Here is a 26,264-nt window from a genome sequence, read left to right on the forward strand (position 1 = left end):
GCAAACAATAGAAATGGTGATCATTAGGAGTAGATATCAACATTAATGTTTTACAGAGCCATAGGCCTAGCTGCCGCAAATACTGGTAGAAGGCCTTGAGAACATAGGAGGATACATGTCCTGGAGCAAATTGAAGAAACAACTGGAGAGCTTTCTCTGTCCTGCGTTACATGGAAGGGTCGAATACCGTGCAACCGGTTACCGTTATTTACCTGATAAATCCGGAATTTGTTATATTGCCGTAGATAAAAAGAACGTACTTAATATGAGTGATATAACTAGCTCAATCAGATGGTATCAGACGGAGCAGGAAATTAAGAATGATTCAGATATCCAAATTCCTATCAACAAGGAAGAAATTGAAGCAATCAGAAAAGATACCAAGGGGAACGTACCGGAGGATCGTCTAAAAGTAATTGCAAGAAGTAGAAAAATATCCGAATATGCAAAGGAGCTTTTGTCAGTACAGGCATCATTAAGTAAATCAAATTTTATCGTTGTGGCTAATAGGTTTTTATCTATTTCTATAGAGGAAAGTATAGAGAGCAATGATATCTTATTGAATATTCTAGCCTTGGTGGACAGAAGGGTTGGAAAAAAGAGGATTTTAAATATGTCCGAGAAGATGAAATTAAAGCATCCAATTGTTCAGTATTTTTATGAATTACGGCTTAGTACATTATGAAAATAAATATGTCAGGAAGTTTTTTGACATTACTTCAACTTAAATGAGTATCTAAATAAACAGGAAAGCACCCAAGCGTGTATGCTTTCGTGCTTTCCTATTAACCAAAATATTAAGACGAAAAGTACCCCTTTTTAAACAATTCGTACCATTGATTCAATTCCTCGCCTTCCAATACCCCCAATCTCTCCAAAATATGTCTTGAAAACTCCAAGGCACCGCTTCCATTCGCAGTGATGAGATTCTCGTCACGGATTGACTGACCCTCTACATAATGTTGATCTCCTCTGTAGTTCGGAGCTCCTTCCTTCAAATAAGCTAACGTATTGCCTGTATGTCTATGATGGTCTAAATATCCGTGATTCCCTAGAAAAGTCGTAGCATCACAGATGGCAGCGACAGGAATATCCTTGCTCACACAATAATCAACCACTACTTTTGCTTGCTGATTCTTTTCTTCTCTCCATCCCGTTCCGCCAGGTATGATTAACATGGCGATATCCACATTCGGATTGAATTCCTTTACGCTATAATCTGGAAGGACCGTTAACCCCCCCATCGAAACTTTAGGTTCCTGATCAATGGCGATTGTCTTTACACGATATCCTGTTCCTGGCTTGTTCAGCTCTGAACTGACGTAACTTGCCTCCCAATCAGCAAAACCATCCGTAATAAAAATGAACACTTCCTTCAAAGTGATTCCCTCCCTGTAGCGTTTTGTACAAATGAATTGTAAACCAACATCACTGACAGTTATGGTCAGGAAAGAAAACGGCAATCACACGAACATCTTGCAGCGATCAAGATGAAAACAGAAAACGTAAAACCATCAAAGAAATAATGCCTACGAGTACAGTTGCCATTAAACTACGTGTTTTTATCGCAATGAAAAAGGTTGGTATGGCTGCGAAAAGTTCAACGTTATTTGTAGAAAAAGAAATCTTTTCACCATGATTAAATATCTCTTGAGCTACGAGAGCAGCCATAACAGATATGGGGACATAGCTTAACCATCGTGTTGCCCACTCTGGCAATTGAAAACGACTCAGTACCATGAGAGGTAGGACTCTAGGGATGAATGTAACAATAGCTGCTCCTGCAATCATCAAAAAAACATCCAATCTTACTTCCATTTTTCCATCACCATCCCTATCGTTGAAGCAAAAATTGTAGCAACAATAACTCCCATACTGCCAGACAACACTGAACTGGTTCCCACAGCAATAACAACTGCGATTATCGCAACAACCACATCACGTCTAATTTTCTTTCGACTTAACATCGTAAGTACCAGAAGTCCAATAAACATCGCTGTTAAGGCAAAATCCAAACCAAATTTTTCAGGATTTGAAATCCATTGTCCGAAGAATGCTCCGGCTATATTGGCTACGCACCAGTTTAGATAAGCCGTTATGTTTAGACCGTGCATCCATTTTTCACTAATGTAATTCTTTTTTGCAGCTTCGTTGATGGCAACACCAAACGACTCATCGGTCAGTAGAGACCCTACCAGCATGTTCCTTAGCGGAGAAAGATGCCGAAAATATGGTGCTAGGGCTGCACTAAGTAAAAGATGCCGAAGATTAACAAAGAAGATCGTAATAATAATGGTGGTAATCGAACTGCTTGCTGCCATCATTCCGGCAGCGATAAATTGGGCTGAGCCAGCATAAAGAATTAAACACATCAGGGCTATCTCAGCGATACTAAGACCCGCTGTCCTTTCGATAACACCAGCAGCAAATCCAATACTTAAATAACCGAGCAACGTAGGGACACAATCCTTTACACCTTGGCGAAAAGTATCCTTATCTCTTGAATCTGCTACCGTTTCGATTTGGTCGTTTGCTAAACTCATTTTATCCCTCCATAGTCTTATTCATATTCAAGGAGTTATTATTATAACTACTATGAAAAAGTGAAAGAAAATACGGTTCAAATTACTTGAACCGTTTTCCTGTAACCACTTGGAACAGGTCAGGATGGTTAATCCAGAGAGCTTCGGCTTTCTCGGGGCCAATTTCCTTAACTAATTGTGCAAACATAATGTCGTGCCTGATGTACTCTATTGCTACTAATACAAGTGCTGGGTCTTGTGTTTTTATAGCCCATGCAGCGGTACTTGGAGCGAAATTTGCTATTAATACTTCTTCATTGTCCCGGGAGACAATGGTTAAACGGCCACTCATACGTTCCTCTGCTACTTTTGGAGACATGTAATTATGATGAGTGGTTACACCTAACTCGGTATCAGGTGCTCCAAACAAAATGGAAAATACAGGGACACCCTCTTTTACCCGCTTATCTACATCCTGTTTAATAAAAGAAACCTGTGGTTGCCAAATCGATAACCATAGTTCTTCTCGGGCTTTGTTTATCATATCGACCATTTCTGTGATAACCAGTTCATCACTACTAATACGTCGAACCACATCTACTTGCTGTTCACTTTCTAAAGCAGATAGATTTTTTTCAAGGTAATCAAATGATTGCTCGAAGGAATTACGCAATCGAGTGATTAATTCTTTAGCTGGCAAAGGAGAGTAGGTCAGAGGTTCAGATGGTACCGTATAAACTGCTCCTTTATCTAACAATTTCCCTAATACTTCATAAATCATGGAACGAGGTACACCCGATCTTTTACTAATCTCATATCCAGTTATAGGCGACTGCTTTAAAAGCCCGATATATGCTTTGCATTCATATTGTGAAAATCCCAATTTCTGAAGTTCTTTATAAATCTCATCCAAAGAAAACCACCACCTTGAATACGCATCTTTAGTGATTATAACAATAACCTCTACTTTCTATGGTGGTTATTATAATAATCACTAAGAATATAGTCAATAATTTAAGGGGGGTTTACTTAAATTGTATAGTAGAGAAAACAACGAAAGAAGTGATATACGATGGATGTAGAAACGGTCATGCAAGAGCTTGAAGCTCTCGGCAAGGAACGAACCAAGAAAATTTATCTTTCCAATGGCGCTCACGAACCACTTTTTGGCGTGGCTACAGGCGCTATGAAGCCAATGGCGAAAAAAATCAAGATAAACCAACCTTTGGCTGAGCAGCTTTACGCTACTGGAAACTACGACGCCATGTACTTTGCCGGTGTGATCGCAGACCCAAAAGCAATGACCAAAGCGGATTTTGATCGGTGGATGGATAAGGCCTATTTTTATATGCTGTCCGATTATGTGGTTGCAGTAACCTTATCTGAAGCAGATATTGCCCAAGAAGTTGCCGATCAATGGATTACAAGCGGCGAAGAGCTCAGGATGTCTGCGGGCTGGAGTTGTTACTGCTGGCTTTTGGGTAATCGCCCAGATCGTGAATTTTCCGAAAGCAAAATTGCCAATATGCTTGATACTGTGAAAAATACGATTCACGATTCACCCGAACGAACGAAATACGCTATGAATAATTTTATTTACACCGTGGCTACTTCCTATTTGCCACTCCACGATAAGGCAGTCGAAATCGCAAAGGCAGTAGGTCCGGTAGAAGTCCAAAAAGACAAAGCAAAAAGTAAGTTCCTAAACGCTTTTGATAATATTCAAAAGGCAGTAAGTAAAGGTCAGCTTGGCTTCAAACGGAAACATGTGAGGTGTTAATTCCCCGTTGGTTTCTCGTGAGGAAATAGTATGGACACGGAGTAGCCCTTTAGAGGTTGCTCCGTTTTTTTTGCGAGCAAGTCGAAGACTTTCTATTTGTAATAGTAGGCGAATTTAAAGGCGATACTGGTCGTGTAGAGGCTTTTTTCTGACAAGCGAGAGCAAACTCCTTCTGGAGACCGATGTCAAAATACATCGACTGCGGGATGTAACCACTCTCCGTTGGTATATTATGGTACTTAAGTTTCAAAAATAAGATACGAGGAGATGTATTCCGTGAAGACGTTAATCGAATTCAAAAAAGTAACGAAAGAATACAAAATCGGAGAAGTCCCAATCAAGGCACTGAATGGTGTTGATTTTTCCATAGCAGAGGGAGAATTCGTCGTTATTTTGGGTGCAAGTGGCGCCGGTAAAAGTACGATTTTGAATTTGTTAGGCGGAATGGATACGGCTACCTCAGGTCAAGTATTTGTTGGCGATCAAGAAATAACCAGATTCAACGAAAAAAAATTAACGCAATACCGCGGTGAGAAAGTCGGCTTTGTCTTTCAATTCTATAACTTAATTCCGAATTTAAACGCTCTCGAAAATGTTGAGTTTGCTACGGAAGTATGTAAAAACCATCTGGATGCGAAAGAGATTTTACATAAAGTTGGATTACAAAATCGTATGAAAAACTTCCCTTCCCAGCTCTCTGGTGGCGAACAACAAAGAGTTGCGATTGCGCGAGCTGTTGCCAAAAATCCTTTGCTTTTATTATGTGACGAGCCAACCGGAGCATTGGATTATATGACAGGCAAATCCGTCCTAAAGCTTCTCCAGGATTTGAACAAAGAAACGAAAAAGTGCGTCGTCTTGGTCACACATAATTCTGCTATTGCTCCTATGGCTGACAAAATTATTAAGGTGAAAAGCGGAATGATTGAAAGCGTTACCATTAATCATGAAAAGCAAAGTGTGGAAGGGATTGAGTGGTGATAATGAAATTATTTTTAAAATTAGTAAGGGATATAAAACAGTCGATCGGGCAATTTATCGCCTTTGTTTTGGTTATCGCAGTAGGAGCCTTTTTCTACGGGGGGCTAGTAACGTATAGCAATAATCTTAGTGCTTATACAGAAGGTTATTTTAAAGAACATAACGTAAGCGACCTACAAGTATTTTACAATCAAATTTCTAAAAATGATGTCGCTGTTTTAAGTGAAATAGAAGGCATTAAAAAAATGGAAGCACGTTATACCTTTGATGCCACGCAAGCCTTTGAAGATGTAAAAGCTTCTTTGAAAATTCATTCCATCCCTGTCAAAAACGAAATTAACACGATTGCTATGATTGAGGGCAGAATCCCGTCAAAAAAGAATGAGATATTATTAGATTCTCGTTATGCGAAAGAACATCTTTTTCAAGTCGGTGATGAAATCAGTATTAGCGTCAATGAAAGGAATTTTACATTTACCATTAGCGGCTTGGGTGAGAACGTTGAACATGCAAAAAAGAACGAAATACAAGACCATAAAACCTACGGATTCGCTTATATTGCCGAAGCAACAATTTCTGAAATCTTAGGTGGCCTTTCCTATAATGAAATCATGATCGATGCTGCAGAAGGATACGATATTGACAAATTAGGTCAATCCATTGAAGTACAATCCAAACACCTTACTTATGTAAACCAAATCAGTAAAGAACGGTCTTTCAGCTATTCGAAAATAAATGAAACGATCCAGAATAATCAATTGATGAGTATGGTTATCCCTTTCGTTCTCTTTTTGATTGTAGCGATTATCCTGTATCTTACCATGTCGAGAATGATTGATTCTCAAAGAAACCAAATAGGGATTATGAAGGCTTTAGGTGTTAAAAACAGAAGCATCATGCTTCATTACATGGGATACCCTGTGCTGGCAGGTATCATAGGCTCAATCATCGGTTGTGCGATTGCCGCTCTCGTATTTGTTCCATTCGTAACTGCATCGAGTGCAAGAGCCTACTCTCTGCCTGGCATTACATACTCCCTTTCTTTTTATTCTTTCATTCCTCCCATTATTTTCTCCAGTGCTTTTGGAATCCTAGCGTGTTACTTCAGTGGAAGAACCCTGTTAAAAGAACGTGCGGCTCAGGCTATGCGTCCCAAACCGCCAAAGAAGATGAAAACGCTGTTTATAGAAAGAATTCCGGGTATTTGGAGTCATATTTCCTATAGCTACAAACTCATTTTGAGAAATATTTTCCTAAATAAACAAAAAGCTATAGCGAGCTCAATTGGTGTTGTTGTAAGCACGGTCTTATTGATAACGGCTTTTGGCACTCAATCTGCCCTGCAAAAAGTAGCGAGCCAAATTGAAGATGTCTATACGTATGATTTACGAGTAGATTATACGGTGGGAACATCTACTGATACGGTAAAACTCCCCTCCGGTATGAAAAATCATTATTATTTATCCACCTTTCCTGTTGAATTCATAAAAGGTGATAAAAAAGATAATGCCACTCTCGTTGTTACTGAAAAAGAAAACACTCTTATTCATTTCTTTGACGAAGATGATAATCGGATCACTTTAGATAATAATGGTGTGCTGGTACCCAAATCCTACGCCGACAAATATCATATTTCAGCAGGAGATATCATCCAAATAACGTTCAAAGAACCAGCGCTTACAAACAAAGCTGTAGATATGAAGGTTTTACATATATCTACGCAGTTTTCGAATCCTTCGTTTTATATCACACCGGACTATTTAAAGAGCTTTGGCATAGACTACAGTCCAACCTCCCTTTTCGTTCAGGCAAATAGCTCTGTAGATCTTATAAGCGTTCGCAACTTCTTCGAACAAGATCCTCATGTAGAAACCATTGCAGATAGAGATGATCTAAAGAAAACCGCTGAATATATTTTGAAACAAAACAATTTTGTATTTATCATGTTTATTATTTGCGCCGTTATCCTCTCTTTTGGCGCGATCTACACGATCTCTTCCATCAACATTTATGAAAGGAATCGCGAGCTTGCAACACTTAAGGTATTAGGCTATCAAAAACATAAAATAAACAGGCTTATCTTTTTTGAAAACATGATACTCACTACATTTGCGATCCTTGTAGCTTTACCGATAAGTGGCTATGTTTATTCCATGATTGTCAAAGCACTGTCCAGTACCCATCAACAAATCCCGGATCAATTAACGATTCCTATCCTGTTGGTTTCTGTTATTCTTGCCTACTTGCTTACGATTCTGTCCAACTTGCTCCTTCAAAGAAAAGTATCCAACATCAATATGATTGAATCCTTAAAAGGAGTAGACTAAAACTATCGACTAACCTGCTTTACGTGCCTGTCTTGCGTGTATTGTTTTCATGGCAAATCTGGCTATTGGGTGGGCAATCAATATTTCAACCCAAAATGCGATACCAAAGTTTCTCGGCCAGTTATGAAGGAAGTTTCGAAACGGTTCCAGACTTATTTCCTTCGTGCCAACCCACATTCCGATAATGGACAGCAAAATAGATAAGATCGTAACATTTAGCAAAATATTTAGTAACACTCTGGCATTAAATCCATCTGTCTGTCCCACGAATTTTGGCATCACTTTGCTTACAATCGGTCCGGCAACCAGTTTTACCAGTAGAACAACAATGACCCACATAAAAGGGATTATCTTTACTGTGTCTAAATAAACTTCTTTGCTAAACCCACGTTCCAACCCAACTATAATAGGCGCAATAATGTTTACGGAGAGGATTGAAATAATCAATAAAAATAGGATACCCTCTTTTCCGTTTCTAGGAAGTCTTGTTTCTGCATGCATATCTCATCATCCCTTCTTTTTAACACTTTGCTATTATAGTGATTGCAAACCTCTCTTCATAAGTGAACATTTCGTGAACATTTTTAGTGGATTTGGCGCAATTGGCAAGGGGAGCATTAGATGCCATTCCTTCGTGAGAATAGAAAGCAACGAGTCCTCTCTGTCACCGCAGGGAGGATTTTTTCGTCTCTAGAACATCACAACTCGATCAGCTATAATGAAAAACAACCAAAAATAGGAATTTTAGTGAAAATCAGTACGTACTCATACCTCTTACTGGGAAGGATTGATTCTCTTGGATACACAGATCATCGATATAGGCGTAAACCTGATGCACCGCTCCTTTCACCAAGATCGCGATGAGGTCGTTGCCAGAGCAGAGAAACAAGGCATTTACCCATTAATTTTGACAGGGACAAGCTTGAGAAACAGCATAGATGCTTCACGCTATGCGAGTCGCAACAAAGGAAAGCTGTACTCCACAGCAGGTATTCATCCTCACGATGCAAAAAGCTGTGATGAATCGACAATCAAGAAATTAAGAGAACTGGCATCTCTTCCCCATGTGGTAGCGATTGGAGAGTGCGGGCTGGATTATAACCGTGACTTCTCCCCTCGTGATATTCAAAGAAAGTGGTTCATCGAACAAATTTCCCTGGCCACAGAACTTCAACTGCCGTTGTTTTTGCATGAACGCGATGCTCATCTTGATTTTGTCTCTATTCTCAAAGAGCATCGTCAAAATATCGATCGCGGGGTTGTACACTGCTTTACCGGCACCTCCAAGGAATTGGACACCTATTTAGAAATGGACTTTCATATCGGGATTACGGGATGGATTTGTGATGAAAGACGTGGGAAACATCTTCGGGAGCTTGTGAAAAAGATTCCTTTGAATCGTTTGATGATTGAAACGGACGCGCCATTTTTAACTCCTCGTGATTTAAAAGAAAAGCCTGTGGATGGTCGGAATGAGCCAGTGTATCTGAGACATATATTGCACGCGGTCGCCCAATGCATGGGATTGAGCCCAGAGGAAGTGGCCAACGCTACTACCAAGACTGCGAAAGAATTTTTTAACGTATAGGTAGTTTCCGAAAGAGGGACTCGTGCCCTCTTTTTCATTTTGTGACAAGGCAATGAATATAGAGCATTTCACAAAAACGTCGCTTCTCGATTGTTAAAAATAGATTTTAATTACAAATAATGGATGAAAATAAAAGAGAGGTGGTTTGTTTATGCTTAAAAAAAGTATGGCTTCAAGTCTAGGTCTTTTCTTAGTTGTCCTGTCTATCACACTTCCTACTCAGGCTGCAGAACCAACGCTTTCGAACTCGTCCGAACAAAATATTTTATCCCATGCATCACTATAGATAGCAGTGGTACTTCTCTTCAAATGATTTATACACAAGGCGCAGGTTACGGAGATAAACTGTGGGTACGCAACAATCAAATCATGCCCCAAGGATGGGTCATTACAGATAGTACAACCGATAAATTTGAAATTACGAGTATTCAAAAAGCGCCAAAGGGAGCGAAGCTATGGATCAGGTATAATCCAACAGATTCCAGCAGGCTGGGTTGTTACCGATCGGTTTAACACGAAAATTCAAATCACTTTTATGGGCTAGAGACCGCTACTAGAGTGGGACGCGACTAATCTGCGTCCCGCTTTTTCATTGCGACTGTTTTTTCCCCATCTATTTTTTACAACGCTATCACATCCCCATGCTATGCTTTACGAGAGGTTTATGGATATGAGAATAGAGCAAAGACACCTGACTGATTATCCGGGGTGTCTCATTTTTTTCATGAAAGTGAAAGATTGTCAGCAGCTACTCCGTCTATACAGTGACAAGGAGGTGGAACACCAGTGGATGATCATTTTGGCGCACGAATTGAGCAGTGGTTTCTTACATACAGCCAAGATGTATATCGGTTTCTCGTCTATTATACGGGACGAACAGACATCGACGATCTGGTTCAAGAGACCTTTATTCGTGCCCTGAAAGCTATGCAGGGAACAGAGGTTGAGAATCCCAAAACGTGGCTGTTTGCCATAGCACGAAACATAGCAATTGATGAAAGACGCAAAACAAAGCTAATCAGCTGGTTGCCGGATATCTTCTTGCAGCATCTCGTCTCGCACGACAAAACACCGGAAGAGTCGCTGATGTTAAGTGAAAACAAGCGTCTACTCTATGAAATGATCAATCAGTTAAAACCTTCTTATCGGGACGTGTTGATACTCAGAGGGATCAAGGGATTATCGAGCAAGGAGACTGCGGAGGTTTTGGGATGGACGGAAGCCAAGGTCAATCTTACTTTGCACAGAGCAATAAAAGCGATTCAAAACAAAAGGCATGTTTCAATTGCGGAGGTGATGAACGATGCCATCCTGTGATGAGCAGATCATTCTGGAAGAATTGAATCAATTCCCGGAGCAAATCCTTTCCCGAGAACGAAGCCAAGCAATATTAAAGGGTGTGCGAGAAGAAGGAGGTAGACTTCAAAAAGTGAACAAACGAAGAATGTACTATGGATGGATGGCAAAAGGGCTGATCACCTGCGGTCTGTTGCTCGGTTTTTTCTGGATGAAACCATTTTCTGCCCCAGCAGAATCAACGAGCAGTGCAGCTTTAACTCCCGAAGAGCAAAAGTATTTTACGGCTGCCCAGAAGGCAATCACTACGGCGACTGGCATTGAGAAGAACTTTCCTTTTGAAGAGATCGAGAAAAACGAAAAGTCCTTTTTTGTACAGACAAAGGATCACACAACCTGGGTGCTTTTTAAGCCTGATACGACAGAGGTTATTGCCCTCAAAGCAACTTTTGCCATCCATGAATTGACGGAGCCTTATCATAAATATGTAGAGACTGCACGAAATGCCTATAACGATACGAAACAACCGGTTAACTTCGAAATAGCCGAATTCGTTAAAAGAAAAGACTCAGCCCTTCTAAGCTTTGAGTTGGAAAAAGATCAGGATGTTAATGTTGATTTATCTACAAACAAAGTCATTGATTATAGGTTGAATTACAACCCTAAGGATGCAGATCGAAAGTCTCTAGACATCGCGCAAAAAGCTTTGACGCGCTTCTCCAATAAAAATGATCTCTCCTTCACCCTAGCGATCAAATCATCAGATGAGAAAGAAGATAGATGGACGTTTGACAACGAGCACGAGAGATATTCGGTGGAAGTCGGAGCACAAACAGGTCAAGTATATGATGTGCAGTATGTAACGGACCACATCATTATCAAATCAATCGATGAAGCAATTCCCGTCACAAAGCCGCTTATTGAAGATATTTTTGGCATAGACACCACTGGGTATAAGGCATACGGCGGCAAGGATTGGGGCGGCTATATATTGAGAAGTGACAGTCCTGGAAAACCACGTTTATCCATACAGCTCAATGATTTGGATATTGGTAATATTTATGGGATCAGTATAGAAAGGGACTGACTTGGCTTGGTCATAGCCGAGGAGCAACGGGTTCTATATATCGTATATGGAACCCGTTATTTTTTACTCCGTTAGTTGATTCACAGCTTCATTTTTAATCCTTCATGCGTCGCTTTAAAACCTAATCGCTCATAAAAGCGCAAAGCATCCTCGCGTTGTTTATCTGTCGTTAGTTGAAACAGATGGCAGCCTCGCTCTTTCGCCCGTTGTATTGCCCATTCGATTAACTTGCTCCCAACTCCTTGACCCCTTTCCGTAGATGCAGTCCGAACCCCCTCAATCGTCGCTCTCCAGCTACCTTGATGTGTTAGATAAGGCGTAAACGTAATCTGTAGTACACCAATAATTTCTTCACCACGGCATGCCACAATCAATTCATTATTGGGGTCTGCATCAATGGATTCAAACGCTTTTATGTAGCTTTCTGGTAGCGGCGTTTCGTAACGCTCTCTCGTCTTGCCTAATTCATCATCCGCAAGCATTTGAACAATTCTATTCAGGTCTTTAGCTGTTGCGACTCGAAAATGAATCATCGTCTACCTCCAATTAGATCCGTTGTGGGATTATTCTAACATCTTACAAGAAAACCCCTTTAGCTAAAAGGGGTGGGGAATCCATATATTTTTACTTGCACGTATTTCTTCTATTTGGATTCAAAATCAGCGCATCATCGTCCAGCTCAAACAATTTATCCAACAGCGCATCCATGCCATGCTCCAATTTATATTCCATCTCTTCTTTATACAAAGGAATCAAGAAATAGGCATGAACCTTGTTCCTATCCTTGGTGGGAATGACGCTGATCTCTTCGGATAGCTGAAACAGAACGACTCCATTTAAGCCCGTGCCATCCGCATACGGTTCATAGTTCTCATAATTCGGTATCGTATGTCCGTATCCCAACCATGTATTGTACTGGTGAGGAAAACGAGCCATTTGCTTCATCAGCCTGATCGGCCAGTAGTTGTTTTCATCCTGTAGTGACTCTTGTGTCAGCTCCCAGGAAGCAGGCAAAAATATCATCAGTTCTGCCCGATCGAAATTCTCTTCCATCTGCTCCTGTATTTCATCCGGGATCGTCATCGGTAAATCACTCATCCCAGTCGTATACAGAACCCAAAATGGTTCTTCTTCTGTAGGACTCATTACATTCACATCAATATGTATCATATCGGAAATAATTTCGTGAAAAACACTGCTTTCTCTTCCCGCAAATACTGTTTCAAAGTGGGCAACAATTTCTTCTACATATTCCATGGGAGCTGGCGGTTCGTAATCAGCTTGTTCGTTATATGTGTAAATCGTGGTGCCGTCCTTTGACTTTTCTCCGTTGTTCGTACCGCCGAATAGCTTCTTGAAAAAATTCATCGCAAATCCTCACCTTCTCATCATTTAGACGCTGGGTCCTCTCTATTGTATCGGCATGAGATACCTCCAACATTTACCTTATATTCGCAATTCTTGCAAGAGAATTCCGAATCAACTTTCACAAAAAAGAGAGGGTGATTAGCCCCCTCTTGCTAACACTCCTTATACCAACACTTGCAAATGCTCCCGTCCATTAAAAGCGACTAAGTCTTCTCCCTGCGTAACGCGACTAACCAAGTCAGGATTGGCCAGGAATGGCCGTCCGAATGCAGCCACATCCATTATTCCATCCTGTACAGCCTGCTCGGCACGATCAGGAGTTAAATCGCCCACGCCTATGATGATGCCATCCCAGTATTGGCGGACGAGCTCGTGCAGTGTTTTGCCTTCTGCAATCACTTGATCAAAATTCATTGTGGAAGGATGAAGCATCGTTAATCCCGCTTCCTTAAATGCCTCTACGAAGGTTTGAACAGCCGCGACTGGGTCCTCCCACATATACTCACGCTGATCATCCTTCAACGCCGAGAAGCGCATAATCGTTCTTTCAGCACCCACTTCGGAAATAACTGCTTTCGCCACCTCTTTCATGAAGGTCAAGCGTTGGCGCAAATCTCCGCCGTATTTGTCTTGGCGGTGGTTGGATGTATCCGAATTAAACTGATCAATCAAATAGCCATGTGCACCATGAATCTCAACGCCGTCAAAGCCTGCCATCCTTGCATGGCGAGCAGCCTGCGCATACTGCTGAATCACTTCTTGAATATCGGCGAGCGACATCTCTTCCGGGATATCGTAAGGTTTGCCCAAGCGATGGACATGACCCTCTGCTCGCAGTGCAGAAGGAGCTTGCGGGGGCAAGCCTCCAGCGATTTCATGGTGTGACAGCCGTCCGACATGCCAAATTTGTGCAACAATCACTCCCCCCGCCTGATGAACTGCGTCTGTGACCTTTTTCCATCCTTCTATTTGTTCCATGGTAAACAAGCCTGGAACACCCTTCGTTCCTTTTGCACGAGGACTAATGACGATTCCCTCTGTAATAATCAAACCTACACCGTCTGCTGCCCGCTTCCGATAGTACTCCACGACATCTGGACCAACTACTCCCGTCTGGTCATCTGCGAAGGTGCGTGTCATTGGGGCCATTGCGATTCGATTGCGCAGCTTCCAAGCTCCCATGCGAATTGGTTGCAGCAATACTTGGTTTCCCATTTTCATTTTCCTCTCTCCCATCCTTACCTGTCATTTTCTTACATCGTATAGGATCGCCAGCTGCTTTTACAGATGACATGAAAGGAATTATGCTATTTTCCCCTTGAAAACAACGGTATTATGGAGATAATTCATGAAAAGCAAAGGGGAGTATGCGAATGGATCAAGTGGACAAGGAAATACTCATGATTTTGCAGGAGAATGCCCGCATTTCCATGACGGAATTAGGGAAACTGGTCAACCTGTCTCAACCGGCTACCACGGAAAGAGTTCGCAGATTGGAGGACAAAGGCGTCATCATGCAATATCGTGCCATTCTCGCTCCGGAAAAAGCAAATAAACATGTCACTGCCTATTTGCTTTTTCATACAAAACGCTGCGAAAAATTTATCGAGTTTTGCAAGGAGTATCCAGATGTGTTGGAGCTGCACAGAATCAGCGGACAATACAATTACCTGCTGAAGGTCGTCACTTCTTCCATGCAGTCTTTGGAGGCGTTTATCAATGCCAGCGGGGAACACGGGGATTCCACGACTTTAATCGTCATGTCCTCACCAATCGAACAGAAAAAGATCGTTCCTTCTGTGATCGAGGAGTGCTAAACAGCCTGTCGGCTTTTTGCGTGCCATGACTGATTATACCTTTGCCTGTTATATAAACGACATTGGCCGTACATAAAAATTACCAGAAGCTAAGAGCCAATGTGCATGGGTAGAGGATGAACCTCAAATTAATGTTGATATCAAAAAGGAGATTCCTTATGGACACGAGAATCCCGGAAAGCGTTAGACCTTTATTGCACGACTATACGCAACGACTCATGGCGGAACTGCCTGATGTCATCTGCGGTGTGTATTTGTATGGTTCGATTGCTCTATCTGGCTTCGAGGAAGATAACAGCGATATTGATTTTGTAACACTCTTGCATAGACGGTTAACGAATGAAGATACAGAAACCCTCAAGAACATTCATCATGCTCTCCAGAACGCCAGCCCACTAGCCAAAAGAATGGACGGCATGTATATCCAGCTGGATGACATCGGTAAAACCAATCCATCCTTGGCGCCTTATCCTTACGTTGACAATGGGACATTCAAATCATCCGGCCACTATGATATCAATCATGTGACGTGGTGGATCCTCAAGCAACAGGGCATTACCGTTATGGGGAAAAGTGTTGAAGCATTACACATCCCTACCCAGTGGTTGGATGTCGGGGAAACGATGAAATACAATGTACATGATTATTGGTCGCGAAAAGGAAAAAGCATGCTGAAATTCTTGCTCGATGGATGGGTAGATTTCGCCGTTTTCACCTTATGCCGAATCTATTACGCGCTCATCCATGAGGACATTATTCCGAAGAGAAAAGCCGTAGAACAAGCCCTGCAAGAACTCCCCAGTGAATGGCATCTTTTACTGAAGGAATCCTTGCGAATACGCTACCAACCAAACGAACCATCTTTGTTTTCGAACAGAATCAAGCGGGCAAAGGAAACTCAGAGATTTATACGCTATATCTGCGAGCTGTGGCCTAATCAGACGGAATAACAACAGAATCGTCTATACAAGGAGGGATTTTTATGGATGTTTCAGCATTTTCAGCAAGGAACAAACCCGTTCATCCTCCCACTTTTACAACTTTGCAAGAATACGTACTGTACAGTAACGACACCAGCTTCTGGATGCCCTACATTGCTGACATCCTGAAACGTCATGGCCTGTTCGAAGCAGATCGAGAGCTGGTGGCTGGGATCGGCGGGACGTATCCATCCTTTCTATACGGCGATGTCGTAGTCAAACTGTTCGGATACTTGCAACCATGGCGCAAGAGCCATTCTGTTGAACGCGCTGCACAGACCTTGCTCGCCAACGACCTGGAAATTGCCGCACCCAGACTGCTTGCCGAAGGGTACCTGTCCGATGACGCCAACCATCCATGGCCACACTTGATTACCACACGCATGTCTGGCGTTTCCTGGCAAAATGCCAAGCTAACTTACGAACAACAGCTCTCTGTCGCTGCGGACTTGGGAAAACAAATGGCGAGAGTCCATGCGCTACCTCCAACCGGGATCGCTACACACGCAGACTGGGCGGACATGGATGTGATTGCGGCTGCAAAAAAAAGCTCGTTGCCGCCGCATTTGGTTTCCCAAATCGACGATTATCTTGCGAGGCTCGGACCGTTTGATCCTGTCGTCGTCCACGGTGACTTGATGTTCCGTCATGTATTTGTGGAGAATGGCCGTCTCAGCGGAATAATCGATTGGGGCGATATGATAGCGACAGATCGGCACTATGAGTTCGCCAAGCTGCACCTGGATTTGTTCGATTGTGACAAGACCTTGCTGAAAGCATTTCTCGAGGCAAGCAATTGGCCGATGACCACCGATTTTGCCCACAAAGCGATGGCGCAAGCCCTCTATCGTCAAGCACATGGGCTTACGCAGCACTATTCCATGGACGTTTTCTACATGCTTCCTGATCGTTTGCCTTTGCAAGATATCCGCACACTCGAGGATCTCGCAAACGAGCTATTCGCTATTTAACCAAAGAAAGCATCCAGCGAGCCGAAGCTCTACGGCAAAGCCGCTTTGCGTAAAGAAGGAGATTTGGTTATGAAGATCATGGAGCATTTGCACCTTGAGCATTTTAGACAAATGGAACAACTCGAGCTTCAATACTATGATGCTGAATTTATTACACCGTACCAAGAGAGCTACAATTGGTATTTGTTTCGTCCCGATTCCGTCGTTGCGATCGAAGAGAATGGGCGCATCATTGCTTTTATGAACCTGCTTCCCGTCAAGCCGCATATCTACCTGCAAATTGCGCAAGGGACTTTTAAAGACAGCCTGATGACGACTGCGGATATCGAAGATTTAACTACTGCACCCGAGCAAGTCTATTATTTTCTGTCCTGTGTCGTTGTCGATCAATCTTATCGGAAAAGCCCTGCCTTGCGCATGATGCTGCATCATTATCTCGACGTACTGGCTCATGTCGAGCAGAGTGGGTGCCGCATCCAATCGATCATCATGGATAATATCACGGAAGCAGGCAATCGGTTCGCTCAGCGCCTTGGCATGAAGCATGTATGTATAAGCGACCACCACTCTCATATACATGCCTCGGACTATGAAAGCTTCAAACAACATGTGTACGCGAGTTATCCCATGTTTTCCCGCTAAAGGCTTCGCATCGACTTGGTGCGAAGCCTTTTGGCATATATGTCCGATTATATCCAAAATATCGCGACAACTGGACTTCGTAACATGGCTGTTCGGTCCCAATGCCAGTAAGCTTGCGGCCAGTAAAGAAACAAAACCTCCATGAAGCGTCTTTTCATGGAGGTTCGTTGCGGGCTTTTTAGTTGATGACCTTGCCTGTCGTGGCTTCTATTGCCCATGGCTGTTCTGAATCCCGGCGGATTTGGTAAGCAAGTACAGGCTCCGACCCTTTTTCCGCTGGCAAGTACACGAGTTCCAGTGGAGCGTGTTGCACAAATCGATCAAGTGCCTCTTCCTTGGAGAGCGTTTTTGTTGTCTGATCAGTCTGTACCCATGATAAATCCGAAAAACTGCCCGTAAGCTCGGTAACAAGCCCGCTAGCCAGCTCGACCGACACTTTATAAGGATGATCCATGACAGGAATCCCGTTGACCTTCGGTGCAAAGGAAAACTGAAGGGTGCTTGATGACTCTTGCGACGCTTCCAATGACAACTCACGAACATCTGTGGGGAGGAATTTCTCCAAGTGGGCTATCGCGAGTGTTTGTGCCTGTTCGTATGTCGTTTCTCGTTGGTTCTTACGTCCATCTGCAGTCATCTGTGAAAACCCGAGGAATGCTCCGTCATTCGTCGTCTCAACAGAAAAGCTGTTGCCCTGCCCATCGTTCCACGAGTATGAAATACCGTTCGGATTTACACCGATGAATGCTTTTTTTTCCACCTTTATGTCCAACTTGCGCTCAAGCAGCTCTGCCACCTCATCAGATGTTTTCAGCACGAGTGGCTTTCCTTGTCCCGAAACAGCAACGGACTTTTTCTCTGCCCTCGCTTTGCCGATCAGCTTGCCTGTTTTCGCGTCCACATAAACATCCGATGCTACTACGTATTGAAGCTCTGGTTGTTTCTTTCCTGCATAAACGAGGCGAAGCGTACTCCCCAGTTGTTGGGCCGCCTTCACTTTATCGATCGTCCCGTCACGATTGGCAGGCTGTGACGCTACGCCACTATCTTCGAGATCAGGGTAAAGAAGCAAGGTCATTTCCCCCGTTTTCGGGGAAATACGGACCATCGCGCTATTCTGCTGAAGAGGAATGCCGTTGATGATTTTGCGAAAAGCCACTTCTCCTTGTGCCAAATTCGAGTGAGCATGATCCACTTCAAATTGCTTGCTCTGTGCTCCCAGCTTCTTTTTCAAATAGGCCTCTGCCTGTACTTCCAATAGTGATTTCTCACGTGTTGGTGTGGGTTGGCTCCTATCTGTTGAGTCCGTTGCAGGCTCCTGAGCTACGGACTGCGGCTGTGGAGCATCACGTGTAACCATTTGGTTTTGAACAATTTTGTTGACTACTTTTGGGGCAGCTTCCTGCTCCTGCTGTGGCTTAGCCTTGCTTTCAACTGGCGGAGAAGGGTTAGAATGCGGTGGTGTAGCTGTTATGAAGGCAGGAGGTGAGATGGTTGTTTGCGTAGCAACAGATGGCTTCAGCGGTGAATCATAGCTTAGCCAAACTCCCATGAATACTGCTGCTGCAAGGGAACCTGCTCCGGCGACAACTCGCTTGACCTTTGCTGCTTGCTGCATGCGGTACGCCTCACGAATGAGCCTTTCCTTCCCCATCTGCTTCCACACTTGACGAGGTGGGATGCTCTCCTGCCTGACTTGCTTCAGTAATTCGATTACGTGGTTTTCATCTGGCAAACTCATTGGCAATCCTCTCCTCGCAAGCGTTGCCGAGTATTTTCTGCAACGCCTTTAGTCCCCTGTGACAGTCCACTCTCACTTTTGTCTCTGGAATCGCCAAAATCTCGGCTGTTTCCTTGACGCTGTACTCCTTTATGTATCGCAAAATCACAATGATACGCTGATCGGGCTTCAGCTTTTGCAAAGCCCGTTGAATACTGTGCATCTCTTCTTTGGTCTCCAGTTCCTCTTCTGGAAGGCCCTCCGTAGACTTCATGAGGGCCAACCAGTTGTCTGAGAACAAACGCTGCCACTTTTGCTTGCGGTAATGATCAATCGCGACATGCTTGGCGATGGAAAAAAGCCATGTCTTCATTGCGACCCGACCGTCATACCTCGGCAGTATTTTTAATAGTCGTGAAAATACTTCCTGCACCATGTCTTCTGCATCTTCTTGTCTGCCCGTAAAGTAGAGCAAGAAATAGTAGATATCATCATAGTGGGTCTCGTAAATAACCCCTATTCGTTCTGCCAAATCCCCAGACAACAGGCTCCCCCCTTCTGCTGTTTTTCACTTTGACCATTATTCGAATGAGGTCGATTTTTGTTTCAGGATAAATGAAATTTTTCCCACAAAAAAACCGACTCCTTATTAGGAATCGGTTGTAGCCTAGCTAAACCTTATATTTTGCAGGAGCCATCTGTGCAATTGTCGCCGGATTGCTCGTCTTTTTTCTCGTCGTTCTGCACGAATTTCAGAGCAGGAGCTGCGCTTTCTTCTTCCCATACCTGGTTCAATGCGCCCAAAAAGACTTCACCTGGCTGTGCGCCAGAGACTGCATATTTGTTATTAATAACAAAGAACGGTACACCCGTGACACCCAAATCGTTGCCTCTTTGTTTGTCCTCTTGTACTTGCTCTCTGTATTCGTCTCCTGCCAGCATGGCGAGCGTCGCTTCCTTGTCCAAGCCTACCTCAGAAGCAAGCTGTGCCAGCACCTCGTGGTCACCAAGATGGAGAGATTCCGTAAAGTACGCCTTCAGCAGTCGCTCCTTCATTTCCTTCATTTTTCCATGAGCATGGGCAAAGTGCGTCAAGCGATGCGCATCGAATGTATTGGTCGGGATCATCGTGTCAAAATGATAATCGAGACCGACGCCTTTTGCCATTTGGGTTACTTGGTCATTCATCCCCTTCGCCTGCGTAAGTGGAATGCTGTACTTGGCTGCCAGTACTTCATGCATGTCCATATCCGTATCGCGGTCCATCTGCGGGTCGAGCTGGAAGCTGCGATATACGACCTCTACTTGATCCTTATGCGGAAATTGAGACAGCGCTCCTTCCAGACGGCGCTTTCCGATATAGCAAAACGGGCAGGCAAAATCAGACCAGATTTCAATTTTCATATTCCATCCTCCTCTATTTGAACGGTGCTGACCGAAAGACAGCAAACCGTACACGGCAAAATTCGTCGTATGCACATTATACAACAACGTACGGTACGACTATGCACTTTGGAGGCTGAAAGCTGCACTTTTGCCCTTAGCGAGTCATGCGAATGATGCGATCGCATATCGTTTCCGCATCTGCTTTGTCATGCGTGACCAGGATCGAAGTCATCTTGGCAGCCCGCAGCATTCGCTTCAAGTCATCTCGTATTTTCGTTTTCAGCTCGGCATCCAGATTACTGAACGGCTCATCCATCAGCAAGATAGCCGGTCTAGGCGCCAGTGCACGCGCAAATGCTACACGCTGCTGCTGTCCCCCGCTCAGCTCATGTGGATATCGCATGCCGTAGCCTTCGAGTTGTACGAGCGCCAACATCTCTTTCAAACGAACCAGACGCTCTGCTTTGGACAATCGATGCAGACCGAACAATATGTTTTGCTCGACAGTCAAATGCGGAAACAGTGCATAATCCTGAAAAATCATGCCGATCCCACGCTGCTCAGGCTCCACAAACTGCCCCTGATCGACCAACACTTTTCCATCGATATGGATGCGGCCGCTCTTCGGGGACTCCAGTCCGGCTATCAAGCGAAGCAATGTACTTTTTCCACAACCGCTATTCCCGAGCAGCCCGACAACTTCCCCTTGCTCCATCTGTAAAGAAAAATCCCGGATAACGCTGCCATTCCCGCTTGTATAACCAAACGTCAGGTTTTTCACTTCAAAAAAAGTCATTTTGCCTGCCTCTCTCCTAACCAGTGATAGAAAATAACGGAGACGATCCCCACTGCAATGATACAAAGCGAAGGAATCGCGGCCTGATGAATCTGTTCATCGCTCGCATATTGATACGCCTTTGTTGCCAGCGTCTCGAAGTTATAGGGACGAAGAAGCAAGGTAAGCGGCAATTCCTTCACGATTTCCATGAACACCAAGATAAAACCAGTGAGCACAGCCCCTTTGATTAATGGCAAATCCACTTTGAAAAAGGTTCGTGTCATGCTCATCCCGAGCATACGTGCTGCTTCTGAATAGCGGTTTCCCGTCTTCTCAAACCCCGCTTCGACTGCATTGAATCCGACTGCAAGAAAGCGGATGATGTAGGCAAACGTCAGCATGAACAAGGACATGCTGAGTACCAGCTTGTTGGCGCCTAAGCCCAGCCAGCTATAGAAGGAACTCAGTTCTTTATCGACGGACATCACCACCGCCATCACACCGATGGACAAGACTGCGCCCGGAATGGAATAGCCCATGGAAATCAAGCGCGTCAGTGCCACAGCGAATATCGAACCTCGGGAGAATCGGATGACATTCGCTACAGTTACGGCGAGCAGCATCAAGATGGTGATCGAGATACAGGAGATGAACAACGTATTGCTCAAGAGCTTCCAGAAGGTCTCGTTCAACACTTCTCCATACGTCCACGTCGTCCAGACAATCAACTGTACAACAGGAATCACAAACGAAAACGAAACCATAATTAATCCGAAGATTACGGCAGTATACCTCGGGATTCCGCGCAAATTCCTACGTGTGAGCGGAGTGCTCCTGTTCGTAGGGGAGCTATATTTTTTCCGTTTACGAACGAGACGTTCGATGATAAAGATTCCGATAATCAACGTCATGAGCCAGGCAGACAAACGGATCGCCGATTCTACGTCGTACATCCCAAACCACGTCTTGAAAATCGCCGCTGTAAAAGACTGAATTCCAAAATGCTTCGTCACCCCAAAATCATTGAGCACTTCAAATGCCACAAGACTAGCGCCACCGACGATGGCTGCCTGCGACATAGGCAGAACGATACGATAAAAGATATGCGTTTGGTTTTTTCCGAGCAATCTGGCATTTTCAATGAACACAGCACTCTGTTTTTCAAGAAAGGTTTTCGTAATCAAATAGACGTAGGGGAATAAACACAGAGTAAAAATAAAAATAGCGCCCTTCATCGACATAATGTCAAAGTAGCGTTGATCGAGCGTCATCCCGAATGCATCACGCAAAATTGTTTGAATGCTTCCCGTGTAGCTGAGCATGGAGCCGTACGTGTATGCTGCGATATACGGAGGAATTGCCAACGGCAGCACGAAAGCAAATGAAAAAAAGCGACGCAATGGAAAATCGTAGGCAGCGACCAGCCAGGCCAAGGTCACACCTACGATGATCGTACAGGCTCCGGTACCGAGCACGAGCCATAACGATTGCAGCGCGTAATCCAGCAGCATGTACTCTTGGATATGCTGCCAGTTTTCATTCTGTTTTTGAAAGAGTCCGAAAAAAATATAAAGAGACGGGAGAAGGGCCAAAAAGGCCCCTATCACGCTCAGCGTTACCCACCCGTTCAGTTTTCGTCTCAGGCTTCTACGCAAAAGTGCTCCCGTCATGCTTATTTCCAACCTGCTTGATTCAGCAGTTCTACCGCTTTTTTGTTATACTCGCCGAGCTTAGCAAAGTCGAGCTTTTGCGTTTTGAATTCTCCCCACTCTTTCAAAAGAGCAGGCTTGTCAGCCTCTGCATTGACAGGGAACTCGTAGCTTCCGTTTGTCAGCATCGTTTGAGCCTCTTTACCTGTGACGAACTCAATCAATTTCACAGCATTGTCCTTGTTTTTCGCGTGCTTGGTCAAACCAATACCACTGATGTTCAAGTGTGTGCCCGTCGTTTCTTGGTTCGGGAAGAAGACACCGATGTTTTGCGCAACTTTTACTTCCTCTGCATCTTTGGAGTTCAGCATTTGTCCTACATAGTAGGTGTTCATGATCGCAACGTCACCGACTTTGGCAACGACAGCTTTTGCCTGATCACGGTCTCCACCTTCAGGCTTGCGCGCGAAATTGTTCACCAGACCCTTTGCCCAATCCAATGCAGCCTGCTCGCCATTCAGCTCAATAAAGGAAGCAACGAGTGACTGGTTGTACAAGTTGGAAGAAGAGCGTACCAATACTTTGCCTTTCCATTTATCTGTAGCCAAATCTTCATACGTAGACAGCTGCTCTGGCTTCACACGATCCTTCTCATACACGATTACACGCGCACGGGTAGCCATACCGATCCATTGGTTGTCAGGATCACGCAATTCTTTCGGTACGTTTTTCTCTACTTCAGCAGATTGAATCGGTTGCAGAACGCCATTTTGCTTCGCGTAGTTCAGAACACCACCGTCAACCGTGATGAACAAATCAGCTTCGGAGCTCTCTCCTTCACGCTTCAAGCGCTCAACCAGCTCTTCTGCGGTGCCCTTCACTTCGTTTACCTTGATGCCTGTTTGCTTGGTAAATTCAGCAAACAGCTTGCTATCAATATCGTAGTGGCGCGCAGTAAATACGTTCACGGCTTGCTCTGTGGCAGCCGGCTCCTGTGCCTTTGGTGCTTCTGTTTGCGGCTGGGCAGTATTCGCGCCGTTTCCGCATGCAGCAAGTATTGGCAGCGTCAGCATGGTACTCAGCATGACCGCCAGCATCGATTTTTTTCTCATTTTGATTCTCCCTCTCTATCGCAGTGATTATTGATAATGAATATCATTGCCAATTGACAAGGCTTATTGTAACGAACAAAAATGAGAAAATGCTGTGAAAATAAAAAAACATCTCCAATTATTTTTAGCGAGATGCGGCTGAAACTCACTGACGAAGCGGTACAAAAACGGTCACAGTCGTCCCTTTCTGCTCCACACTCTGAATTGTTATGTTGCCGTTGTAACGCGCAAGTAATCGTTTGGCAATCGCCAGTCCGAGTCCATGCCCGCTCTCCCCGCTGTTTCTCGCTTTGTCTACCCGATACAATCTGTCCATGACAAACGGTAAATCCTCCTCGGGTATGCCAATTCCTTCATCTATGATTTCCAAACAGGCTACATTTACTTCCACCTTAGCCCTCACATGGATTCTCCTGCTCTCCCCAGAATACTTGACCGCATTATCCAAAAGGATCAGTAGCACTTGCTCCAGGTGTTCTTCCGATATGGCAAGGATTTCTCCGGCCAAAGGCGCTAGTTCTTTCTCGATTGTAAATGTCGGCTGAATCATGGCGAATTTCTTTACCATGTGACAGACAGTCCGATCCGGATCATGAAGCGCTACATTCTCTTCTATTTCCACATGCTCCGCTCTCGTCAAAGCGAGCAACTCCTGCACCAGTCCCTTTAGTCTGGCGAGCTCTTGAATCGATGTCTGCAAGGATTCCTCCAAAACAGCTGGATCATTTTTGCCCCAGCGCCGTAGCATTCCCAGATGCCCTTCCATAATCGCAATCGGCGTCCGCAGCTCATGTGAAGCATCTTCGACGAATTGTCTCTGCTGCAAAAAGGAACGCTCCACCTGATCCATCATTTTATTGAACATTTTCATCAAAGTCGCAATCTCATCCTGATTATCGTGAAACTGCACACGTTCATGGAATCCTTTTTGCCGGACGTTGCTCATCGTTTCATTCATCGATTGCAATGGCTTTAGCAACTGCCGCGCGAGCAATCTGCCACCCAGACCGCTTATGATCACAGCGGTCAAGCACCCAATGGCCATGACCTGAAAGAGAGCACCACTCAACTGCTCAAACTCTTTCATATTCTTCAGAATCATGACTGTCCCGTTAAATTGAAAGATCGTGAGGGGGCTACTCATGATCAACAGGTCATCACGTACTTCTTGGGTCTGGGTGCGAATCGACTGAACAGGCGGGAGCGGTGGCAGTGTGATATCTTGAAAGTTTTCCGAGACAACGACAATCGGATTACCCTCTCCGTCCAGAATGCGAATCATCTGGTTTCGTTGATTGATTTTCTCCAAAAAGCTGCGCAGCTCTGCGAGGTCATCCTCTTCAAAAGATTGCTCTTTTTCCAGCGCGTAGTTGAGGAACTCTCGCATGGTCTGTTGCACAACCTGCTGTTCCTGATTAAACATCCACTTCTCTACAAAAAAATATTGGAAGCTATTATAGCCAATGAATACGAGAAAAAGCAGAAGTGACGACCAGACTGTCAACTTCCATTTGATCGGGAGCTTTAAGAATCTCGATGGTCCTCTCATTTTCGCATCACATAGCCAATCCCGCGTACAGTCGAGATATAGCTGTCCTCATTGGGAGAATCGATTTTATTGCGCAAATACCGGACGTACACATCGACAACATTGGTCTCGACAGCAGCCTCGAATCCCCACACGGTATCGAGCAGCACCTCGCGAGGCAGGACTCGATTGATGTTTTTCATGAACGTCACGAGCAAATCATACTCTCTTTTGGTCAATTCAACAGGTTGGTTATTTTTGGTGACGACACGTCCCTCCATTTGAACCACCAGCTCTCGGTGCGCGAGCAAGGTTTGGGGGACATTCTCCTGTTCTTCCTGTCGGCGAAACACAACACGCATGCGTGCCAACAGCTCCTCGATCGCAAATGGCTTCGGAATGTAATCATCGGCGCCACTGTCCAAGCCTGAGACGCGGTCCATAATACTGTCTCTGGCTGTCAGCATAATGATCGGCGTTTTTTTCACGCTGCGTATTTTTTGACAAACCGTAATGCCATCAAGCGCCGGAAGCATGACGTCCAATAATATGACATCCCATTCTTCCTTTAAAGCAAGCTCGAGTCCTTTATGTCCATCATGCGCGACTGTAATCGCAAACGATTCGTAGCGCAGCTCCAGTTCAATAAATCGGGCCATATTGATCTCATCTTCTATCAGCAGCACTCTTTTCACGTTTTGCCCACCCTTTTGCCCATGCCGGGGAATTCCA

Annotated in this window: 26 protein-coding genes and 1 pseudogene; 11 read left to right on the forward strand and 16 right to left on the reverse strand. The window is 44.3% G+C overall.

The window, feature by feature from the left end; genetic code table 11:
• Positions 1-115 precede the first annotated feature (115 nt).
• On the forward strand, positions 116-685 hold the full coding sequence (locus FB479_RS23200; RefSeq protein WP_142066855.1) for an SF0329 family protein: 570 nt from the start codon (positions 116-118) through the stop codon (positions 683-685).
• 112 nt (positions 686-797) lie between these two features.
• On the opposite strand, the gene FB479_RS23205 is transcribed toward FB479_RS23200, so the two are convergent.
• The 4 genes from FB479_RS23205 to FB479_RS23220 form a co-directional block, all read right to left on the reverse strand.
• Entirely contained in the window at positions 798-1,379 is a 582-nt protein-coding gene (locus tag FB479_RS23205) for a type 1 glutamine amidotransferase family protein (RefSeq protein ID WP_142066856.1), read from the reverse strand.
• Between the two features lie 106 nt (positions 1,380-1,485).
• Positions 1,486-1,818, reverse strand: a complete 333-nt coding sequence (locus tag FB479_RS23210; RefSeq protein ID WP_142066857.1) for an AzlD domain-containing protein — start codon at positions 1,816-1,818, stop codon at positions 1,486-1,488.
• Entirely contained in the window at positions 1,809-2,543 is a 735-nt protein-coding gene (locus FB479_RS23215) for an AzlC family ABC transporter permease (RefSeq protein WP_142066858.1), read from the reverse strand. Before FB479_RS23215 ends, FB479_RS23210 begins: the two co-directional genes overlap by 10 nt.
• Before the next feature lie 82 nt (positions 2,544-2,625).
• A complete protein-coding gene (locus tag FB479_RS23220) occupies positions 2,626-3,435 on the reverse strand; it encodes a TrmB family transcriptional regulator (RefSeq protein ID WP_142066859.1) in 810 nt (269 codons plus the stop codon).
• Between the two features lie 159 nt (positions 3,436-3,594).
• Between FB479_RS23220 and FB479_RS23225 the strand changes: the two genes are divergently transcribed.
• From FB479_RS23225 to FB479_RS23235, 3 genes are all read left to right on the forward strand, one after another.
• Positions 3,595-4,302 (forward strand): DNA alkylation repair protein, encoded by a 708-nt coding sequence (locus FB479_RS23225; protein ID WP_142066860.1) that lies wholly within the window; start codon positions 3,595-3,597, stop codon positions 4,300-4,302.
• A gap of 276 nt (positions 4,303-4,578) precedes the next feature.
• Complete coding sequence (locus FB479_RS23230; protein ID WP_142066861.1) at positions 4,579-5,283, forward strand: ABC transporter ATP-binding protein; 705 nt, start codon at positions 4,579-4,581, stop codon at positions 5,281-5,283.
• A gap of 2 nt (positions 5,284-5,285) precedes the next feature.
• Positions 5,286-7,610 (forward strand): ABC transporter permease, encoded by a 2,325-nt coding sequence (locus tag FB479_RS23235; RefSeq protein WP_142066962.1) that lies wholly within the window; start codon positions 5,286-5,288, stop codon positions 7,608-7,610.
• Between the two features lie 9 nt (positions 7,611-7,619).
• Here the strand turns inward: FB479_RS23235 and FB479_RS23240 are convergent, their stop codons facing one another.
• Entirely contained in the window at positions 7,620-8,111 is a 492-nt protein-coding gene (locus FB479_RS23240; protein ID WP_142066862.1) for a DUF2798 domain-containing protein, read from the reverse strand.
• A 286-nt stretch (positions 8,112-8,397) separates the two neighbouring features.
• On the opposite strand from FB479_RS23240, the gene FB479_RS23245 reads away from it, so the two are divergent.
• The 3 genes from FB479_RS23245 to FB479_RS23255 all read left to right on the forward strand — a co-directional run bounded on the left by FB479_RS23245 (position 8,398) and on the right by FB479_RS23255 (position 11,581).
• Complete coding sequence (locus FB479_RS23245) at positions 8,398-9,198, forward strand: TatD family hydrolase (RefSeq protein ID WP_106654227.1); 801 nt, start codon at positions 8,398-8,400, stop codon at positions 9,196-9,198.
• A 786-nt stretch (positions 9,199-9,984) separates the two neighbouring features.
• Positions 9,985-10,515, forward strand: coding sequence for an RNA polymerase sigma factor (locus FB479_RS23250; RefSeq protein WP_142066863.1), 531 nt, complete (start codon positions 9,985-9,987; stop codon positions 10,513-10,515).
• Positions 10,502-11,581, forward strand: a complete 1,080-nt coding sequence (locus tag FB479_RS23255; protein WP_142066864.1) for a hypothetical protein — start codon at positions 10,502-10,504, stop codon at positions 11,579-11,581. Before FB479_RS23250 ends, FB479_RS23255 begins: the two co-directional genes overlap by 14 nt.
• Before the next feature lie 80 nt (positions 11,582-11,661).
• Here the strand turns inward: FB479_RS23255 and FB479_RS23260 are convergent, their stop codons facing one another.
• The 3 genes and pseudogenes from FB479_RS23260 to FB479_RS23270 all read right to left on the reverse strand — a co-directional run.
• Positions 11,662-12,114, reverse strand: a complete 453-nt coding sequence (locus FB479_RS23260) for a GNAT family N-acetyltransferase (RefSeq protein WP_142066865.1) — start codon at positions 12,112-12,114, stop codon at positions 11,662-11,664.
• Positions 12,115-12,205: 91 nt separating this feature from the next.
• Positions 12,206-12,949 (reverse strand): suppressor of fused domain protein, encoded by a 744-nt coding sequence (locus FB479_RS23265; RefSeq protein ID WP_142066866.1) that lies wholly within the window; start codon positions 12,947-12,949, stop codon positions 12,206-12,208.
• Between the two features lie 162 nt (positions 12,950-13,111).
• Positions 13,112-14,149 (reverse strand): annotated as a pseudogene (locus tag FB479_RS23270) (alkene reductase); the annotation flags it as partial.
• Positions 14,150-14,322: 173 nt separating this feature from the next.
• On the opposite strand from FB479_RS23270, the gene FB479_RS23275 reads away from it, so the two are divergent.
• The 4 genes from FB479_RS23275 to FB479_RS23290 all read left to right on the forward strand — a co-directional run bounded on the left by FB479_RS23275 (position 14,323) and on the right by FB479_RS23290 (position 17,359).
• Positions 14,323-14,766, forward strand: coding sequence for an Lrp/AsnC family transcriptional regulator (locus FB479_RS23275; RefSeq protein ID WP_142066868.1), 444 nt, complete (start codon positions 14,323-14,325; stop codon positions 14,764-14,766).
• 158 nt (positions 14,767-14,924) lie between these two features.
• On the forward strand, positions 14,925-15,716 hold the full coding sequence (locus FB479_RS23280; protein WP_142066869.1) for an aminoglycoside adenylyltransferase domain-containing protein: 792 nt from the start codon (positions 14,925-14,927) through the stop codon (positions 15,714-15,716).
• A 32-nt stretch (positions 15,717-15,748) separates the two neighbouring features.
• The gene (locus FB479_RS23285; protein WP_142066870.1) at positions 15,749-16,717 is read left to right on the forward strand and encodes a phosphotransferase family protein; all 969 of its coding nucleotides are present in this window, start codon (positions 15,749-15,751) and stop codon (positions 16,715-16,717) included.
• A gap of 69 nt (positions 16,718-16,786) precedes the next feature.
• Positions 16,787-17,359 carry a GNAT family N-acetyltransferase gene (locus FB479_RS23290; RefSeq protein ID WP_142066871.1) on the forward strand — a complete coding sequence of 191 codons (573 nt, stop codon included), beginning with the start codon at positions 16,787-16,789 and terminating at the stop codon, positions 17,357-17,359.
• A 178-nt stretch (positions 17,360-17,537) separates the two neighbouring features.
• Here FB479_RS23290 and FB479_RS23295 read toward each other — a convergent pair whose 3' ends face one another.
• From FB479_RS23295 to FB479_RS23330, 8 genes are all read right to left on the reverse strand, one after another.
• Positions 17,538-19,100 (reverse strand): YcdB/YcdC domain-containing protein, encoded by a 1,563-nt coding sequence (locus tag FB479_RS23295; RefSeq protein ID WP_142066872.1) that lies wholly within the window; start codon positions 19,098-19,100, stop codon positions 17,538-17,540.
• Positions 19,084-19,623, reverse strand: coding sequence for an RNA polymerase sigma factor (locus FB479_RS23300; RefSeq protein ID WP_106654215.1), 540 nt, complete (start codon positions 19,621-19,623; stop codon positions 19,084-19,086). The genes FB479_RS23295 and FB479_RS23300 overlap by 17 nt, the downstream gene beginning before the upstream one ends.
• A 134-nt stretch (positions 19,624-19,757) precedes the next feature.
• On the reverse strand, positions 19,758-20,483 hold the full coding sequence (locus FB479_RS23305) for a DsbA family oxidoreductase (RefSeq protein ID WP_142066873.1): 726 nt from the start codon (positions 20,481-20,483) through the stop codon (positions 19,758-19,760).
• A gap of 136 nt (positions 20,484-20,619) precedes the next feature.
• Entirely contained in the window at positions 20,620-21,261 is a 642-nt protein-coding gene (locus FB479_RS23310; RefSeq protein WP_142066874.1) for an ABC transporter ATP-binding protein, read from the reverse strand.
• Positions 21,258-22,913 (reverse strand): ABC transporter permease, encoded by a 1,656-nt coding sequence (locus FB479_RS23315; protein WP_185746404.1) that lies wholly within the window; start codon positions 22,911-22,913, stop codon positions 21,258-21,260. Before FB479_RS23315 ends, FB479_RS23310 begins: the two co-directional genes overlap by 4 nt.
• A 2-nt stretch (positions 22,914-22,915) precedes the next feature.
• Entirely contained in the window at positions 22,916-24,004 is a 1,089-nt protein-coding gene (locus FB479_RS23320; protein ID WP_142066876.1) for a Fe(3+) ABC transporter substrate-binding protein, read from the reverse strand.
• 145 nt (positions 24,005-24,149) lie between these two features.
• On the reverse strand, positions 24,150-25,553 hold the full coding sequence (locus tag FB479_RS23325; protein ID WP_142066877.1) for a sensor histidine kinase: 1,404 nt from the start codon (positions 25,551-25,553) through the stop codon (positions 24,150-24,152).
• A complete protein-coding gene (locus tag FB479_RS23330; protein ID WP_142066878.1) occupies positions 25,550-26,227 on the reverse strand; it encodes a response regulator transcription factor in 678 nt (225 codons plus the stop codon). Before FB479_RS23330 ends, FB479_RS23325 begins: the two co-directional genes overlap by 4 nt.
• Between the last annotated feature and the right edge of the window lie 37 nt (positions 26,228-26,264).

Source organism: Brevibacillus sp. AG162 (assembly GCF_006715575.1).
Taxonomy (GTDB): Bacteria; Bacillota; Bacilli; order Brevibacillales; family Brevibacillaceae; genus Brevibacillus; species Brevibacillus brevis.

What these genes read in the sequence shown, in the direction of transcription:
- FB479_RS23260 (WP_142066865.1), bottom strand. Translation starts at nt 12,114, where the DNA reads ATGATTCATTTTCGAGTCGCAACAGCTAAAGACCTGAATAGAATTGTT.
- FB479_RS23265 (WP_142066866.1), bottom strand. Translation starts at nt 12,949, where the DNA reads ATGAATTTTTTCAAGAAGCTATTCGGCGGTACGAACAACGGAGAAAAG.
- FB479_RS23225 (WP_142066860.1), top strand. Translation starts at nt 3,595, where the DNA reads ATGGATGTAGAAACGGTCATGCAAGAGCTTGAAGCTCTCGGCAAGGAA.
- FB479_RS23285 (WP_142066870.1), top strand. Translation starts at nt 15,749, where the DNA reads ATGGATGTTTCAGCATTTTCAGCAAGGAACAAACCCGTTCATCCTCCC.
- FB479_RS23305 (WP_142066873.1), bottom strand. Translation starts at nt 20,483, where the DNA reads ATGAAAATTGAAATCTGGTCTGATTTTGCCTGCCCGTTTTGCTATATC.
- FB479_RS23275 (WP_142066868.1), top strand. Translation starts at nt 14,323, where the DNA reads ATGGATCAAGTGGACAAGGAAATACTCATGATTTTGCAGGAGAATGCC.
- FB479_RS23240 (WP_142066862.1), bottom strand. Translation starts at nt 8,111, where the DNA reads ATGCATGCAGAAACAAGACTTCCTAGAAACGGAAAAGAGGGTATCCTA.
- FB479_RS23325 (WP_142066877.1), bottom strand. Translation starts at nt 25,553, where the DNA reads ATGAGAGGACCATCGAGATTCTTAAAGCTCCCGATCAAATGGAAGTTG.
- FB479_RS23200 (WP_142066855.1), top strand. Translation starts at nt 116, where the DNA reads ATGTCCTGGAGCAAATTGAAGAAACAACTGGAGAGCTTTCTCTGTCCT.
- FB479_RS23320 (WP_142066876.1), bottom strand. Translation starts at nt 24,004, where the DNA reads ATGAGAAAAAAATCGATGCTGGCGGTCATGCTGAGTACCATGCTGACG.
- FB479_RS23295 (WP_142066872.1), bottom strand. Translation starts at nt 19,100, where the DNA reads ATGAGTTTGCCAGATGAAAACCACGTAATCGAATTACTGAAGCAAGTC.
- FB479_RS23210 (WP_142066857.1), bottom strand. Translation starts at nt 1,818, where the DNA reads ATGGAAGTAAGATTGGATGTTTTTTTGATGATTGCAGGAGCAGCTATT.
- FB479_RS23255 (WP_142066864.1), top strand. Translation starts at nt 10,502, where the DNA reads ATGCCATCCTGTGATGAGCAGATCATTCTGGAAGAATTGAATCAATTC.
- FB479_RS23215 (WP_142066858.1), bottom strand. Translation starts at nt 2,543, where the DNA reads ATGAGTTTAGCAAACGACCAAATCGAAACGGTAGCAGATTCAAGAGAT.
- FB479_RS23315 (WP_185746404.1), bottom strand. Translation starts at nt 22,913, where the DNA reads ATGACGGGAGCACTTTTGCGTAGAAGCCTGAGACGAAAACTGAACGGG.
- FB479_RS23290 (WP_142066871.1), top strand. Translation starts at nt 16,787, where the DNA reads ATGAAGATCATGGAGCATTTGCACCTTGAGCATTTTAGACAAATGGAA.
- FB479_RS23310 (WP_142066874.1), bottom strand. Translation starts at nt 21,261, where the DNA reads ATGACTTTTTTTGAAGTGAAAAACCTGACGTTTGGTTATACAAGCGGG.
- FB479_RS23235 (WP_142066962.1), top strand. Translation starts at nt 5,286, where the DNA reads ATGAAATTATTTTTAAAATTAGTAAGGGATATAAAACAGTCGATCGGG.
- FB479_RS23280 (WP_142066869.1), top strand. Translation starts at nt 14,925, where the DNA reads ATGGACACGAGAATCCCGGAAAGCGTTAGACCTTTATTGCACGACTAT.